This is a genomic window from Kaistella sp., assembly GCF_049588135.1.
Classification (GTDB): domain Bacteria; phylum Bacteroidota; class Bacteroidia; order Flavobacteriales; family Weeksellaceae; genus Kaistella.
The window spans coordinates 1-14609 of the sequence record NZ_JBAVFG010000014.1 but is presented as its reverse complement, the minus strand read 5'-3'; the positions used below and the strand labels follow the sequence as shown (position 1 = coordinate 14609).

The 14609-nt window shown below is 33.1% G+C and carries 16 protein-coding genes and 1 tRNA gene; 8 read left to right on the top strand and 9 right to left on the bottom strand.

Annotated features, from left to right (window positions below; translation table 11 throughout):
• Positions 1 to 156 precede the first annotated feature (156 nt).
• The 6 genes from WBY99_RS01005 (at position 157) to WBY99_RS00980 (ending at position 4285) form a co-directional block, all read left to right on the top strand.
• Complete coding sequence (locus WBY99_RS01005; RefSeq protein WP_423974485.1) at positions 157 to 417, top strand: hypothetical protein; 261 nt, start codon at positions 157 to 159, stop codon at positions 415 to 417.
• Between the two features lie 107 nt (positions 418 to 524).
• On the top strand, positions 525 to 968 hold the full coding sequence (locus WBY99_RS01000; RefSeq protein WP_423974484.1) for a DUF2147 domain-containing protein: 444 nt from the start codon (positions 525 to 527) through the stop codon (positions 966 to 968).
• Between the two features lie 277 nt (positions 969 to 1245).
• Positions 1246 to 1746, top strand: coding sequence for a c-type cytochrome (locus WBY99_RS00995; RefSeq protein ID WP_423974483.1), 501 nt, complete (start codon positions 1246 to 1248; stop codon positions 1744 to 1746).
• A 210-nt stretch (positions 1747 to 1956) separates the two neighbouring features.
• The gene (locus WBY99_RS00990; protein ID WP_423974482.1) at positions 1957 to 2985 is read left to right on the top strand and encodes a hypothetical protein; all 1029 of its coding nucleotides are present in this window, start codon (positions 1957 to 1959) and stop codon (positions 2983 to 2985) included.
• Between the two features lie 181 nt (positions 2986 to 3166).
• Positions 3167 to 3997: an urea transporter gene (locus WBY99_RS00985; protein WP_423974481.1), complete on the top strand. Its 831-nt coding sequence runs from the start codon at positions 3167 to 3169 to the stop codon at positions 3995 to 3997.
• A 215-nt stretch (positions 3998 to 4212) separates the two neighbouring features.
• A tRNA-Met gene (locus tag WBY99_RS00980) sits at positions 4213 to 4285 on the top strand.
• 280 nt (positions 4286 to 4565) lie between these two features.
• On the opposite strand, the gene WBY99_RS00975 is transcribed toward WBY99_RS00980, so the two are convergent.
• From WBY99_RS00975 to WBY99_RS00950, 6 genes are all read right to left on the bottom strand, one after another.
• Entirely contained in the window at positions 4566 to 5984 is a 1419-nt protein-coding gene (locus WBY99_RS00975) for an L-serine ammonia-lyase (RefSeq protein ID WP_423974480.1), read from the bottom strand.
• A gap of 192 nt (positions 5985 to 6176) precedes the next feature.
• Positions 6177 to 6818, bottom strand: coding sequence for an alpha/beta hydrolase (locus tag WBY99_RS00970; protein ID WP_423974479.1), 642 nt, complete (start codon positions 6816 to 6818; stop codon positions 6177 to 6179).
• 64 nt (positions 6819 to 6882) lie between these two features.
• Complete coding sequence (locus tag WBY99_RS00965) at positions 6883 to 7449, bottom strand: YceI family protein (protein WP_423974478.1); 567 nt, start codon at positions 7447 to 7449, stop codon at positions 6883 to 6885.
• A gap of 76 nt (positions 7450 to 7525) precedes the next feature.
• Entirely contained in the window at positions 7526 to 8113 is a 588-nt protein-coding gene (locus WBY99_RS00960) for a YceI family protein (RefSeq protein ID WP_423974477.1), read from the bottom strand.
• Between the two features lie 67 nt (positions 8114 to 8180).
• Positions 8181 to 9233 carry a glucokinase gene (locus WBY99_RS00955; RefSeq protein WP_423974476.1) on the bottom strand — a complete coding sequence of 351 codons (1053 nt, stop codon included), beginning with the start codon at positions 9231 to 9233 and terminating at the stop codon, positions 8181 to 8183.
• Positions 9234 to 9515: 282 nt separating this feature from the next.
• Complete coding sequence (locus WBY99_RS00950) at positions 9516 to 9803, bottom strand: rhodanese-like domain-containing protein (protein ID WP_423974475.1); 288 nt, start codon at positions 9801 to 9803, stop codon at positions 9516 to 9518.
• A gap of 72 nt (positions 9804 to 9875) precedes the next feature.
• Here WBY99_RS00950 and queG point away from each other — a divergent pair, with 72 nt between their 5' ends.
• Together queG and WBY99_RS00940 are read left to right on the top strand one after the other, a co-directional pair.
• Positions 9876 to 10832 carry a tRNA epoxyqueuosine(34) reductase QueG gene (gene queG / locus WBY99_RS00945; protein ID WP_423974474.1) on the top strand — a complete coding sequence of 319 codons (957 nt, stop codon included), beginning with the start codon at positions 9876 to 9878 and terminating at the stop codon, positions 10830 to 10832.
• Positions 10833 to 10862: 30 nt separating this feature from the next.
• On the top strand, positions 10863 to 11540 hold the full coding sequence (locus WBY99_RS00940) for a TIGR02117 family protein (protein ID WP_423974473.1): 678 nt from the start codon (positions 10863 to 10865) through the stop codon (positions 11538 to 11540).
• A gap of 65 nt (positions 11541 to 11605) precedes the next feature.
• On the opposite strand, the gene WBY99_RS00935 is transcribed toward WBY99_RS00940, so the two are convergent.
• The 3 genes from WBY99_RS00935 to WBY99_RS00925 are packed head-to-tail and all read right to left on the bottom strand — an operon-like array spanning position 11606 to position 14058.
• Positions 11606 to 12115, bottom strand: a complete 510-nt coding sequence (locus tag WBY99_RS00935; protein ID WP_423974472.1) for a hypothetical protein — start codon at positions 12113 to 12115, stop codon at positions 11606 to 11608.
• Positions 12116 to 12171: 56 nt separating this feature from the next.
• Entirely contained in the window at positions 12172 to 13491 is a 1320-nt protein-coding gene (locus WBY99_RS00930; protein ID WP_423974471.1) for a hypothetical protein, read from the bottom strand.
• 33 nt (positions 13492 to 13524) lie between these two features.
• On the bottom strand, positions 13525 to 14058 hold the full coding sequence (locus WBY99_RS00925; RefSeq protein WP_423974470.1) for a YceI family protein: 534 nt from the start codon (positions 14056 to 14058) through the stop codon (positions 13525 to 13527).
• Positions 14059 to 14609 lie beyond the last annotated feature (551 nt).

Genomic DNA, 14609 nt, shown 5'->3' with positions numbered 1-14609 from the left:
GTTTTTTATAAGTTATTTTTCTTATTTAATTATGCTCATAAACTTTTCTTTATTTAATTTTTAAACAGGCTCTAAGAATAAATGGTAGGTTTGTGTTGTTGAGCTTTAAAAATTTGTATATTTTTGTGTGTTTACAGAAATTTTAAAAAAAACACTATGGATATTTATCAAGTAAAAATTACTGGATTCGGTAAAAAAAATAATCAAACTGTAAATATTGAAAAAATTTTTGAAGTAGATTTAGATGAATATAAAAAAGCTAAAACTGCAAATGATTTCAGAGGACAAGCCCTGGAGGAATACGTTAATCGTGCTGTTCCGTATCATTATCCTGGTATAACGCCAACTAATTGCCATACACACAATTATAATGATAAAAACTCGTTTATTAATAAAAGTACGATTCGATTATGGTAGAATATTATCTTCGATTTTTTTCCTATAAATAGAAGTTTATTCTAGCCAACATCTTTCCATATGAATCGAGACTAATCCTAACTAACCTTTTTTTGCATTTTTAAAATATGGCGCTAAATTCTACGATTTTTTTATTTTTACTCCTCTGCTGTTCAGTTTCGGGTCAAGCCAAAACTGATGATATATTAGGAAAATGGATATCTACCGACAAAAGTGTCAGTGTGCATGTTTATAAAGAAGGTAAAATCTTCAAAGCAAAAGTAATCTGGTTTAATGAACGTTTAGGAAATGGCGAACCCATGAACTCGCGGACTGATTCACATAATCCCGATCCCAAATTGAGAGATCGAAAACTCATCGGAATGGAAATATTAGACGGTCTCCTTTTTAATCCTATCAAACAACGGTGGGAAAATGGGAAAATCTACGACGCTTCCAGTGGCAGAACTTGGGATTCTTATATTGAAATTAAAGAAGATGGCGGAATGATTGTCCGCGGTTATTGGAAATGGGCATGGATGGGAAAAACAATTTATTTTGATAAAATATAGATTTTCAATCGCTTTTATTTCTGTAATTTTCACTATTTTTTTTCTCTAAATTCTCAATACTCTTTCGGTACTGTACTTAAAAAAAGTGTTTAAAATCTTGAACTTTAGTAAAGTAAAAATTAAAGTCTTAAGCTTCGTTAAACTAGGGCTTCTTCATCTATAATAGATTCATTTTCAACAAGGTTAGCTACATTGTTTTGATGAATTTTTTCAAATTCATTTCGGTTTTTAATAGAATAATTTATAACTTAGATGTTCCATTAAAAACATAAATAATATGAAAGTCAACAAATTAAAATCCTTTTTGTCCTTTATTGGATTATTAGGAATGATTGGTGTTATCATTATTGTTACAACCAATTCTACAAAAATTTATCATCCTGTAAGTGAAGAAACGCAAACAGAGTGGAAAAACCTAAAAGTTCTGCCAAAGAACATTACAAAGGACAGTTTGCACTTTGTGATGAAGACTTTCAGTAGTTCTTTAGGAGTAGATTGTGCATTTTGTCATACCGCACAAAAAGACGATCCCAAAAAATTAGATTTTGCTTCCGATACTAAATTAACCAAAGAAATCGCACGAGGAATGCTTCAAATGACCAATGAGATCAATTCGAAATATTTTCTACCACACGCGCCAGACCCAAAACCCAAACAGATAACCTCGGTTTATTGCATCACTTGTCATCGCGGAAATTCTAATCCTGAAAAATACCTGCAAGATGTGAGCAAAATGATTCCAATCCTTATGCCTATAAAGAAAGAGGGAATGAAATAACTAGAGAAATTAGCACTTTATGTAATTTTTTAGAAACCTTGATTGTTAAAGCTTTTAAGGTTTTTTATAATTACTACTGTTTTTTAATAATCGTTATTTTCCTACTTATTCAAAAAAATAAGGAAAGAGTATTACAATTATAATGTTGTGAAATACCCTATTTTTTTTAAAACAATTTCTATCCCACTTGGCTCAAACAAACCAGCATTAATGGTTATCTTTGCAAAAATTTTCAAACTCAATATCAATTCATTTATGTCTTTATCACTTTTTAATCCGTTCAAAGATTTGATTTTCGACGAACAGTTTTGCTTCCTTACCGGAGATTTAACTACTGAAAAAATGTCTGTTTACCCAGAATGGTTGATGGATCATTATAAATTTGGAACTGATCGAATTGAGATGATGGATAAATCGAAATCTTATCATTATGCGGATCTTCAACTACCCTGTTCTCCCCGTGTTAAAAAAGCGTTTGAGAAATTGGAGGAAAAAATCCAGAAAGCCTATCAAAAGGGATATGAAGGAGTGGCTGCACTTGATGAACAGTTGCTTTTCCTCTGGACGGGAAGAATGGTTTACGGCATGTTGTATTACGAAATGCGTTATGAAAGCAATCGGATGCTGAGACTAAGAGAAACTTTTGACCTCTCTTCTACCCTACGAGAACGATTTGGAAACTTCCACCTCATGATGCAATCCATCATAGAGCCGATTTCTTTTGTGGGTCAAAAACCTTGGAGTATTGTTGTATTTCCGCTGAAATATTCTGCCGATATTTTTAGTTATCGTGATGATACCGTGAATTTATTATTCCAGTTTGGGGTCAATGGTTTTGGTTTTATTGCGTGCTTGCAAGACAATGGTGTGATTGGCGAAAAACAGAAAGACCTCCTAGAAAAAATAAAAGGTCACGTTTTGCACCCAATCCAATTTGAAGAATTGTTCGCTAGATTTCATTATTCAGATTACATTTTGCAGTACAAACCAGAATACAAAATTGAAAACACTTCGGATGGAATTATCATAGAAGCAGTTTCAATTACAGCTCATGAAAGCCGACCTGTTTTTGGGTTTTGGGATGAGGAAACTTTTGCACAATTACTCACCAACTACTGGTCTGTTTATGGCATTCAAAGAGGCGATATCATTCAGTTTCAAAAACCATTTCTAAGTTTTTTAGAGAATCCATATTCGAAAGATTTTATTTTGCCAGAAAATATAGATTTACCGTTTTAAAGGTTTTCGTATTGAAAAGACTTTAGACTTCTCGAAGATTTAAATCATCCAAGTTTTGACCATTTTAAAAATCTTTGCAGCATTATGGTTCAAAAAATAATTTTTCACCATTAAAGTAAAGAACTTCTTATATTGTGGAGCTTTATTAAAAGCTATAAAAATAAATTTAATTCAAATTTTAATGAAATTCATACAAACAATTTTGCGAGGAATCGGGCAAGTAATGTTTCAAAACAACATTTACTCTGGTCTTTTATTTTTAGCTGGCATTTTCTACAACTCCTGGTTATTAGGATTAGCCGCTTTATTGGGAACCATCATAAGTACAAGTGTAGCTCAGATTTTAAGGTACTCGAAAGATGATATCCAAAACGGTCTTTATGGTTTTAATGGTGCATTAACTGGTATCGCAGTATTCTGCTTTTTCGAAGTAAATATCATAACCGTTTTAGCGCTTTTATCGGGGGCGGTTTTGTCAACATTTGTAATGCATTTCTTAAAAAAACTAATCCCAGCATTTACCGCACCTTTTGTTCTGGTAACCTGGTTCGTGATCTATTCACTACTGTTTGTATTTAAATTTTCGCTATTGTCTTCATCTGAAACTACTAGAAATGGTCTTCAACTTTTTACTGCTTCGAGCAACAGTTTCGGTCAAGTGATGTTTCAAGAAAATGTGATTACTGGGATATTTTTTCTTCTAGCAATTTTCATCAATAATAAATTAATGGCTGCTTATGCAGTTTATGCTGCCATTTTAGGTTCTTTAACAGGATGGTTTTTTGAACCCATTTCTTCTATTAATGCTGGGTTAATGGGTTACAATGCGATACTGTGTGCCATTGCACTGACCGGAAAAAGAAGGAGTGATTTTCTATGGATTACTGGAGCCATTATTCTTTCTACCTTTTTAAATATCACCTTAGCAAAGACAGGAATGATTACCCTCACTGCTCCATTTGTGGTAACGACCTGGATAATTTTGAAATTAAAAAATAAAAACTTAGGTTAATAAAAAAGTCTGCTTAAATTGATAAATTTAAAAAAACATCAAATACGATAATTTGAAATTTTCAAAAAACTTTTCTTTGATTTAAGAATCAGCGTTTCACCTTCTATTTTGTAGCACCATTTTATGAGCTATTCAAAAAGCTGATTTACGATCTGTTTATTTTTCGAATTAAAAATTGTTTAAAAATTAATTGTTGTATATTTGCAGCACAATAGCGCGGGGTAGAGCAGTAGGTAGCTCGTCGGGCTCATAACCCGGAGGTCGCACGTTCGAGTCGTGTCTCCGCTACTAAGTAAAGAGAATCAAGAAATTGGTTCTCTTTTTTTGTGGGTGAAAATGAAGCATCCTCGGAAGAAATATGGATTGCGGATCGAGCTGGAAGCATTGTAGAAATTTCCAAAAAAACAACAAGTATAAACTTATAGGGATTTTGGCGAAAAACTAGGGAACACCGCCTGCTCTTTAAATGTCTTTTTCATGTACGAATTTTTGATGTGGTTGCAGATAACTTGCTTGAGTTTTCGGAAAAGCGAAAGTCTTGTTACTCTTAAAAATTAAAGAGAAAAATCTAACATTCAGCGACGTTAACTGCAATGGCGAGACCACCTTCTGAGGTTTCTTTGAAGCGGTCATTCATACTTTGAGCGGTTTCCCACATCGATTGAATTACCTCGTCTAAAGTTACACGCGCTTTCGTAGGATCGGATTCTAAGGCGATATTCGCAGCGGTAATCGCTTTCATTGCGCCCATAGAATTCCTTTCGATACATGGAATTTGCACCAAACCACCAATCGGATCACAAGTCATTCCGAGGTGATGCTCCATGGCAATTTCGGCAGCCATTTGAACCTGACCGGGCGTACCGCCCATAATTTCAGTAAGACCAGCAGCTGCCATGGCAGAGGAAACTCCTATCTCGGCTTGGCAACCTCCCATCGCGGCAGAAATGGTCGCATTCTTTTTAAAGAGTGTACCGATTTCGCCAGCTACCAAAAGAAAACGAATGATATTTTCTTCACTTTTGAAATCGGTGAAAACTTGAGAATACATTAAAACCGCAGGAATTACGCCACTTGCGCCATTGGTTGGCGCAGTAATAATTCGACCAAAACTTGCATTTTCTTCGTTCACCGCCAAGGCAAAACAGGAAACCCATTTATTGATATTGGTAAAACTTACATCGGAATCAATGAGTAATTGATACCATTCGTGAATATTTTTGTAAACCTTGTCGCCGAGTAATTTCCGATTCAAACCTGCTGCACGACGGGTAACATTTAATCCACCGGGTAGAATTCCATCTTTGTTGACGCCTTTGTAAATACATTCTTTAATCTGTTGCCAAATATAAAGTGCTTCTCTCTCGGTTTCTTCTTTGGTTCGCCAAGATTCTTCGTTAAGGAAAATGAGATCTGAAATTTTATCTAAACCTAATTTTGCAATATTCTTATCAATATCTTTTCCGTTGTGGCAAGGATAAAGCGTTCTGGTACAATGATTTTCGTAGGAATTGGCTTCTTGGGTTGCAATAAATCCGCCTCCAATCGAGTAATAATCTTGAATGAGTTCTTCGCCATTTTCAAACACGGCTCTGAAAATCATTCCGTTTGGATGAAAATCAAGAGATTTCTGTTTGTTTAAAATCAAATGGTGACCGTAAATAAAAGGTATTTCTTTTTCACCATTAAGATTTAAAGTATTCGAAGATTTAATCGCTGCTATTTTTTCATCGATTTTAGAAGTGTCAATCTCTTTAAAATTCTCACCAGAAAGTCCGAGCATTCCTGCAATATCAGTTCCGTGACCGATTCCGGTTTTGGCGAGTGAGCCGAAAAATTCCACAAAGATTTCTTTTACATCTTGAAGTTGATGATCGGTTTTTATTTTTCTAATAAAACTTTCAGCCGCATTCCATGGCCCCATGGTGTGAGAACTTGAGGGTCCGATTCCGACTTTTATAATTTCAAAAACACTGATTGATTCCATTATATTTTATCTGCGATAAGCATTAAACCAAATTGAGATGATGACAAAGATAATTCTATTTTTGATATTTTTTAAAGTAAATTTTCAGTGATAATATTTAAATAATTCTAACAACATTTAATAAAAACAAGAAATAGAACACTCTGCTATTAAGGCGATTAAGCCGACTTCATAATAATACAACCGATTTCATTACTTGAAAATTTCTGCTAAAATTTTAGAAACTTGCTTCGATTTGGTTACGGGAAAAAGGTGCGTGCCATCTTGTACGACATAATCTGGCTTTGAATATTTCACAGGAAACACAATATCTTTACTTCCCAAAACTTGTATTACTTTTGGATTTTCTTCAAACTTCCAATCAGATACTTGTTCAATTCCCCATTTCAAATAATATGGATCTGTTACTTTCAAATACTGCATGATCTTAGGATTTTTCGGATCGATCAATTTTCTCATAAATGAGTAGATGACGGCAGATTTTACATTAAATATTTGTCGTGGTAAAAATTTGGCAATCTTAAAAATTTCGCCGAATTTAATTAATCTTGATTTTTCTTTGTTAGATTTAATGCTTCCAAGAATGACTACTTTTTCAGCAGATTTAATTTTATCGATTTCCTGAACGATGATTCCACCGAAAGAATAACCCAGCAATGCAAAAGGCTCAGAGGCATCAACTCGATCTGCCATTCTTTTTACATAATGATGAAACTCTTCATGATTTTCGGGAATCAACCAATTCAAAAATACAATTTCTAATTTTTCCGGAAAAGTAATTTTTTCTAATACTGAAAAATCGGCTCCAAGTCCGCTAACAACATACAATTTCATCATTCAAAAATATAAAAAAAGAGCAAACAAAGTTGCTCTTTTATAAAATAACATGCTCTTAAAATTATTTTGCAGTAATATTAATAATCATATCGATATCGTCTTTTACAACTACATCTTTCGCTGTAGAAGCATAAGCGATATTGAATTTCTGACGGTCAAAACTAAACTTGTCCGAAACAATATTCAATACTCCATTTTTCAAAGAAATTTTCGCTGGGAAAGCAACAGGATTTGTTTTGTCTTTTGCGGTAAGATTCCCGTAAACCATAAAAGGAAACGCTTTGTTATTGTTCTTTTTTACGGACGTAATTTTATATGTTGCATTCGGATATTTATCGGTTTCGAAAAAGTCTCCGGTTTTCAAATGGTTATTCAGTTTCGTTTGATATTCTCCTGATAAATCGGTTGCATTGATACTGTTCATATCCAAAGAAAAAGTTCCGCCAACAATATTATTCCCTTTCATGATAACATCTCCAGATTTCAAATTAACAACTCCATTGTGCGATGAAGCTTCAGTTTTTGCTAATTTATAACCCCACCATTCAACATTTGAATCCGTTACTTTCTTGGTTTGACCAAACATCATTCCTCCGGCTAGAAATGCCGCTAATACTAAGTTCTTCATTTTTATTATTTAAAATTTGAATTGCAAAAGTATCTAAAATTTCAGTAACAAAGTATTGATGTAGGATAAGAAAACATTATTTAGCATTAATGGTAACATTGATTTCAACATCATTGCTAATTAACATATCTTCGAAAATATTGTATTTCAGTCCGTAATTTTTTCTATTAAAGGTAAATTGAGCGGAAGTTAAAGTGTAAATAGAACTGCTCTGAGAAACCTTTACCGGGAAGGAAATATTTTTAGAAATTCCTTTAATCGTCAATATTCCCGCAACTTGATAATTGTATCCATTCTTATTAATTTTCTTTACAGATTTGATTTGAAAGGTTGCTGTTGGAAATTTATTGATATCAAAAAAATCATCACTTTTCAAATGATTCTCCAGCATCTTTTTCATTTTGGGATCTTCATTCATATCAGCTGCATCGATGGTTTTCATATCCATTATAAAGCTGCCGCCTGCCAAATCATTACCATTAAAAATAAGATTTCCCACTTTTAAGTTGACTGTTCCAAAATGAGAAAGTGATTCTGCTCTTAGGGTTTTGTAAGCTTTCCACCTGATTTCAGAGGACAGGATTGTTTTGGATTGAGAAAATATTGCTATTGAAAATAAGCCAAATATAACAAGAGCCCACTTCTTTATTAAAACAGTATTCATTTGAATTAAGATTATTTTTAAAATTAAAAAACTTCGTTTTTTGGCGAAGTTTTTAGGATGATTCTAATTATGATTTAATATAGAAAGCGGCGTATAATGCTGCTCCATTGATAATTGTTTTTTCATCTTTGACTAAATAAATAGGAATGTCTTTTAGGATATTTTCCATTTTATCACTGATGATGAAATTTTTATAAAACTTTTTGTTATTAAGGAATTGCTCTAGCATCACAGGAATTTCTCCACTCAAGAACAATCCGCCAGTTGCTTTCATTTTGAGAACTAAACTATTGGCTTCCCGCGCAAGAAACATCAAAAAGGTCTCTATCGTCATGGTACAAATTCGGTCTTTCTTTTCAATTGCTCCATGAATTATGGCTTGTGTGAAATTACCCGCCTCGATTTCCTGCGTCAACCAATCTGGCTGTACTTGTCTTTTTACATCTCTTAAGAAGCGATAAACATTGAATAAACCACCTTTAGACAGTACAGATTCCCAACTTACAATTCCGTATATTTTTTGTAAAAACGAATAAAATTCGACTTCATCATTTGTTCTTGGTGAGAATTCGCAGTGCCCACCTTCCGTTGCAAAAGGTCTTAGGAAATATCCGTCCCAAAACAAAGCAGCCTCGCCTAAACCATCTCCAGGAGCCAAAAGCACAGCATTACCGGGAGTGAAGTTTGCCGAATCATGGATTTTAACAAAATCACTTTCTGCCACATGTTCTAAACCGTAAGCCGAAGCTTCTAAATCATTGATTAATAAAACCTCATTAATTTGAGTGTCTTTTTTTATTTCTTCGGTATCTAATTTCCAAGGTAATCTTTGTGGTGCACTTTTACCTCCAATGACTGGTCCTGGAACTGCAACTGCAATTTTTGAAATATTTTCCAACGAATTTTCATTGATAAATACTTTTACCATTTCCGAAAAAGAACTGAAATCTTTCGTAGCATAAGATTTTTCCGTTTTCAGGAATACCCGTCTGTTTTCAGCGGCATAAAGACCAATAATTGTTTCTTCATCTCTAAGATCAACAGCGATCAAAGAGATGTTATCATTTGATTCTGAAGAAATTCCGGGTAAAAAAAGATTGAATTTATTTTTAGTTTCCATGTTGTGATGTTATCAACCAAAGATAATAATAGTTTTTAAAACAGCACTTAAAAAAATAAAAAACAGTTGTCAAAATCATGCCAAAATTGATAATATTCTGTTAAAACCGAGTCTGAAAAATAGTATTAAATTGACTATCAATCGAATATCAACATCTTAAATTCAAACAGTCATTTCGTTTTTCTTAAGGAATCTTCCATCTTTTAAAATTGAACATCAGAATAGAATGCAAAAAAAAAGAGCTGATTAATGATCAACTCTTATCTTAATTAAAGAAATCTATTATAGATTTTCTAAAGCGTGTTTCATATCAGAGTAACCTCCTCCATTGTAGATCTCTTCTAAATTTTGTGATTTAAAAAACTCCAAGGCTTTCCCACTTCTGTTTCCGCTTCTGCAGAAAAAAATTTTCGGACCGCTTAACTGCTCTACTTCTTCTTTACGGTCTTCGATTTCTCCTAAAGGAATATTTAAGGCAGCTTCTATTTCGCCATCCATTTCAAGTTCCATCGGTTCACGAACATCGATTAAATGGTAATTTCCTGATTTTAAAATTTCTTCTATTGACATATTTTGTAATTTACTGTTATAAAAATTTAAGACACAAATTTATAAAATATTGTTAGTTTTGCAAGTCAATCTATGTTACAAAGTCAAGAAAAATATTCTAATCTCATTAAAGCCAAAGCAAAAAAGTTTGGATTTCAAAACTGTGGAATTTCACGAGCTGACTTTTTAGAAGAAGATGCGAAACCATTTGAGAGTTGGCTGAACAAGAATTACCATGGAGAAATGTCTTACATGGGAAATTATTTTGACAAAAGACTAGATCCACGATTATTGGTTGAAGGTTCAAAATCAGTAATTTCTCTTTCTTACAACTATTTCCCGGAAGAAGATCTGTTTGGACTCGATCAATTAAAGATTTCTAAATACGCTTATGGTGAAGACTATCATGAGATTATTAAAGAAATTCTACGAGAAATGGTTGCAGAACTTCAAGAGGAAATTGGTGATTTCGAATGCCGAATTTTCACCGATTCTGCTCCGATTTTAGAAAGAAGCTGGGCGAGAAAATCAGGAATTGGCTGGGTCGGAAAAAATGCAAACCTCATCACCAAACAAACCGGTTCTTTTTATTTTTTAGCAGAAATTATTTGCGATCTGGAACTTCAGGAAGATTATTCTACAAAAGATCATTGTGGTTCCTGTCGAAAATGCATTGATGCTTGCCCAACCGATGCCATTGTTTCGGAGAAAGTGATTGATGGAAGTAAGTGTATTTCTTATGCAACCATCGAATTGAAAAACGAAATCCCCGAAAGTTTTAAAAACAAAATGGAAGACTGGATGTTCGGTTGCGACATTTGCCAAGATGTTTGCCCATGGAATCGCTTTTCTAAACCTCATCAACAAGAAAAATTTAAACCTAATTCTATGCTTAAAAATACCACAAAATTAGAATGGCAAGAACTTTCACAAGAATTATTTTCAGAAATGTTTCGAAAATCACCTGTAAAGAGAACGAAATTTACTGGGTTAAAAAGAAATATCGAATTTTTGACTGTTTCTAAAATTTCTGATTTTCAAAAAAAATAAGATTCACCTCATATATAAATAAGATTTACATTGAAAAAAATACTCCAAATTATCTTCAAAGGTTTTGCTGGGATTGTAGGTTTGGTTCTACTCTACATTGTTCTTGCTTTAGCGATTCCTTTCATTCCTATTCAGAAAAAAGCAACCACCGAAAAGGCAGAAGTTCCTATTTACATCTATACCAATGGCGTTCACACAGATATTGTTCTTCCTATTAAAAATAAGCAAATCGATTGGAGCAAAGAAATCTTATTCGAAAACACCGTTTCGAAAAGTACAGATTTCAATTATGTAGGAATTGGTTGGGGTGATAAAGGATTTTATTTGGATACGCCAACTTGGACAGAATTGAAAATTTCTACTGCGCTTCATGCTGCTTTTTGGCTAGGAAATTCAGCAATGCATTGCACCTTTTACAAAACTATGAAAGAGGGTGATGATTGTATAAAAATCATGATTACTCAATCTCAATATTCGGATTTAATTCAATTTGTAGATGCGAAATTTGATAAAAATGCGAATGGACAAGATATTTTAATTCCAACCAATGCGGTTTATGGAAATGCCGATGCCTTCTATGAAGCCAAAGGAAGTTATAGTTTTCTATATACTTGTAACACCTGGGCAAATGATGCTTTAAAAGCAGCTGGGCAAAAAGCTGCACTATGGACACCGACTGATTTCGGTATTTTCAGACATTATAAATAAGGGTAAAATGCATTAAAAAAGTCCCCGATGAAAGGAACTTTAAAAAAGAAGGAAATCAATTAAATTTAATCATTTGTTTCTAAACTGAATACAAGATCTAGTTCATCTTTTACATAAACCATACCTCCCATTTTTTTGGGGGGAATAATCTTAAATTCCGAAAACTTCAATCTTTTATTTCCTACTAAACTGTTATTATAGAGAGAGAATTCTATATTGTATTTTCTTGCAACGGTCATCATTTTCACTTCAACCACCGCTTCAAATTTATTGGAATTCGCTTTTTTGAATTCTAAAAATCTAATATTCAAAAATGGATATTTATCCGATTGTAAAACTTTTCTAAAATCAGAAGTCATCATTTTATTTCTACAATCAAAATCCTCTACAGCTACACTAATATTCGGAAGTTGATTTCCGGTAAAAGAATAAACAGAGCTGGAGTTTTTGAACTTAGGATTGCTACATTTAAAGGTATTAATATTAGTCCAACCATTGATTTCTAGTCCATTTTTCTGTGCAAAAAAACTTGCATAAAAAAGAAATAGTGCGAATATGACGATTTTATTTTTCATGATTTTAGATAGAAAAAGGGGTTTATAATCAACCCCTTTTTCCGAATATTTAAAAATTAGAAACCTATGGTCGCTTCAAACATAAGACCGTTAAATTTACCGCCTCTTAGTGCACTGGTTGCTCCCCAAACTACATCATCATTATATTTCTGATTAACATACTCTACTTTTGCAAGTACATTTTTGGTCATAAACCAGCCTCCGCCTAAGTTTAATCTATCGATTTTTCTTTCAGCTGCCGTTTCGTTGTCTTTTCCACTTACGGTATTGTATCTTCCTCCTAAGTAGAATTGTTCGTGACCACCAAGCCTGTAAAGCAATTCACCACCAAGTTGAGTATAATTTCCTTTAGAAGCAGAAACTCCTTTCAAACCTGTTACATATTCATACACTCCGAAGAATTCAAGTCCTTGATACTTCACGAAAGGATTCACTTGGAACGCTTTGATATCTTTGAAACCTGGATTAAATCTACCAGTTGCCTGATTGGATTCTCCCATTAGATCATTTTGAGTTAAAAGAACGTAATAGTATCTTGACCCTGCTCTATCTCCGCTGTATAAATTTGCATTATTATCTCCGTTGGTCTGGATGAAAGATCCAGTTAATCTCACTCTTAAATCCCGATCGATTTGTTTGTCATAACCAATTTTCGCATAAACTGAAGGTGAATATTGCTTAGCCGTTTTCACAGGAGTTTGGTTTAATTTTCCATTAGAAGCTCCTAAAACTCCGATGAAGTTTTTATAGAAAGCATAAGCTTCCCCAAAAGCCTCCGTTGTAAAACTGTCCATAAGGTAATTTCCTACAAAAGGGTTATTGATTGCTTTTGCATTGTCAGTTCTTCTGAAGTGAGTATCCCCGTAGTTAATCTCATCCATACCAATTTTAACCCGGGCATATTTCATGATATCAGCCGCAAAACCTTCTTTAATGAAATCTAAATCGTCGATCTGAATATAGCCACCTTTTACCCAAGCTTCATTATGATGACGTGCAGAAAGGTAGGTTCTTAAATGCATTTTCACTCCTTTTGCTAAATAGGCATTCACATCTAAATTGGCCGTAGGAAGGTTGAAATCTTTACCCATATTCTGCAAAGTGTTTGGAGTGGTGGTTCCGGTAATTACTCCAAGTGAAGGTGCTTTTGTCGATTGATCCAATGCTTGAAATTGTAAAGCAAAATCCCCACCTACTGATACTTTAATGCCGTCATATGCAGGAGACTCCCCTTTTGGATCTTCAAACACATTACGTGATGATTTTTCTGGTGCCAAATAATCTCTCATTGAAGTTGATACTTCTTGTGCACTGACAAAATTGACTCCTGTAACTAGTACTGCGAGCATTGATGCTCTGATTACCATAGTTTTCATATTCTTAATTTTAATTGTTTATAATTCGTTTGTTTATTCGGCAACTGCATTTACTGTTATGGTGATTTCATTTCCTGTTTTCACTGTATTCATCATAAATGCTGGTGGTATAATTCCGTAGTCAGTCATTTTAATATTTGCCTGTCCCCAAACGGTGTAAGAATTACCATTTTTCGTAACATTGGTAGGTATGGTAATGGTCTTGGTTACGTTGGTTACCGTTAACTTACCAGTCATTGTTCCTTTACCCATATTTACAGAAGTTGCTGTAAAAGTAATACTCGGATATTTATCTGCTTGGATTGCTTTATAAGCGTTAGTATCCATTGGACCTTTTCCACTTTTTAAAGTTTTAGAACCCATTTTATAACTCATATCCTGAATTGCATTTCCAGAAACATTTCCAGAAAAAGTACCACTCGTTGAAGTCATGCTCCATTCATGTAAAGTAGAAGTTCCAGAAACAGTAGTTTTTACGTTGCTGCTATTAATTTTTTGTGCAGCTGCTAATCCTGAAAACAGTCCAAAAGCGAGGACTAATGTTTTGAAGTTTACTAAATTTTTCATTGTATCTAATTTTAAATATTTGCAGTTGACTTTATCATCATTTTGTAGTACAAAGATATCCCGACAATTATTAAATTCATAATAAAATAGCATTTAATATAAATGACATATATCTTATTTTCTTAAAAATATATGAATTATTCAATTTAAACAAATAAAAACAAATAATAAATCAAAATACACTCTAGTTATTTCATAATTAAATAAAAAAAAACCATAAGAGTTAAATATTGTTAAAACCCAAAATCGAGCACCTGCGAAAAACTTGATAGAAATCATAAGAAAACTTACATTTTATTTGAAAAAATGAATTATTTTAAGATGATTTTAAATAGAATAAAGAAAAATAGTGGAGATCATTCAAAATATTAAATTGCAATCAATTTTATTGTTTTACTTTTATTAAAATAGAAATATTGATTATCTAAATTAACATTAACCGTAAATTTTATTTAGATTTTACAAAGTGACTTTGACTTTAAATCTAAAACTTCGGAATGTGCAGTAAAATCAAATAGATTCATCCTTAATGTTTTGATATACAAAAAGAT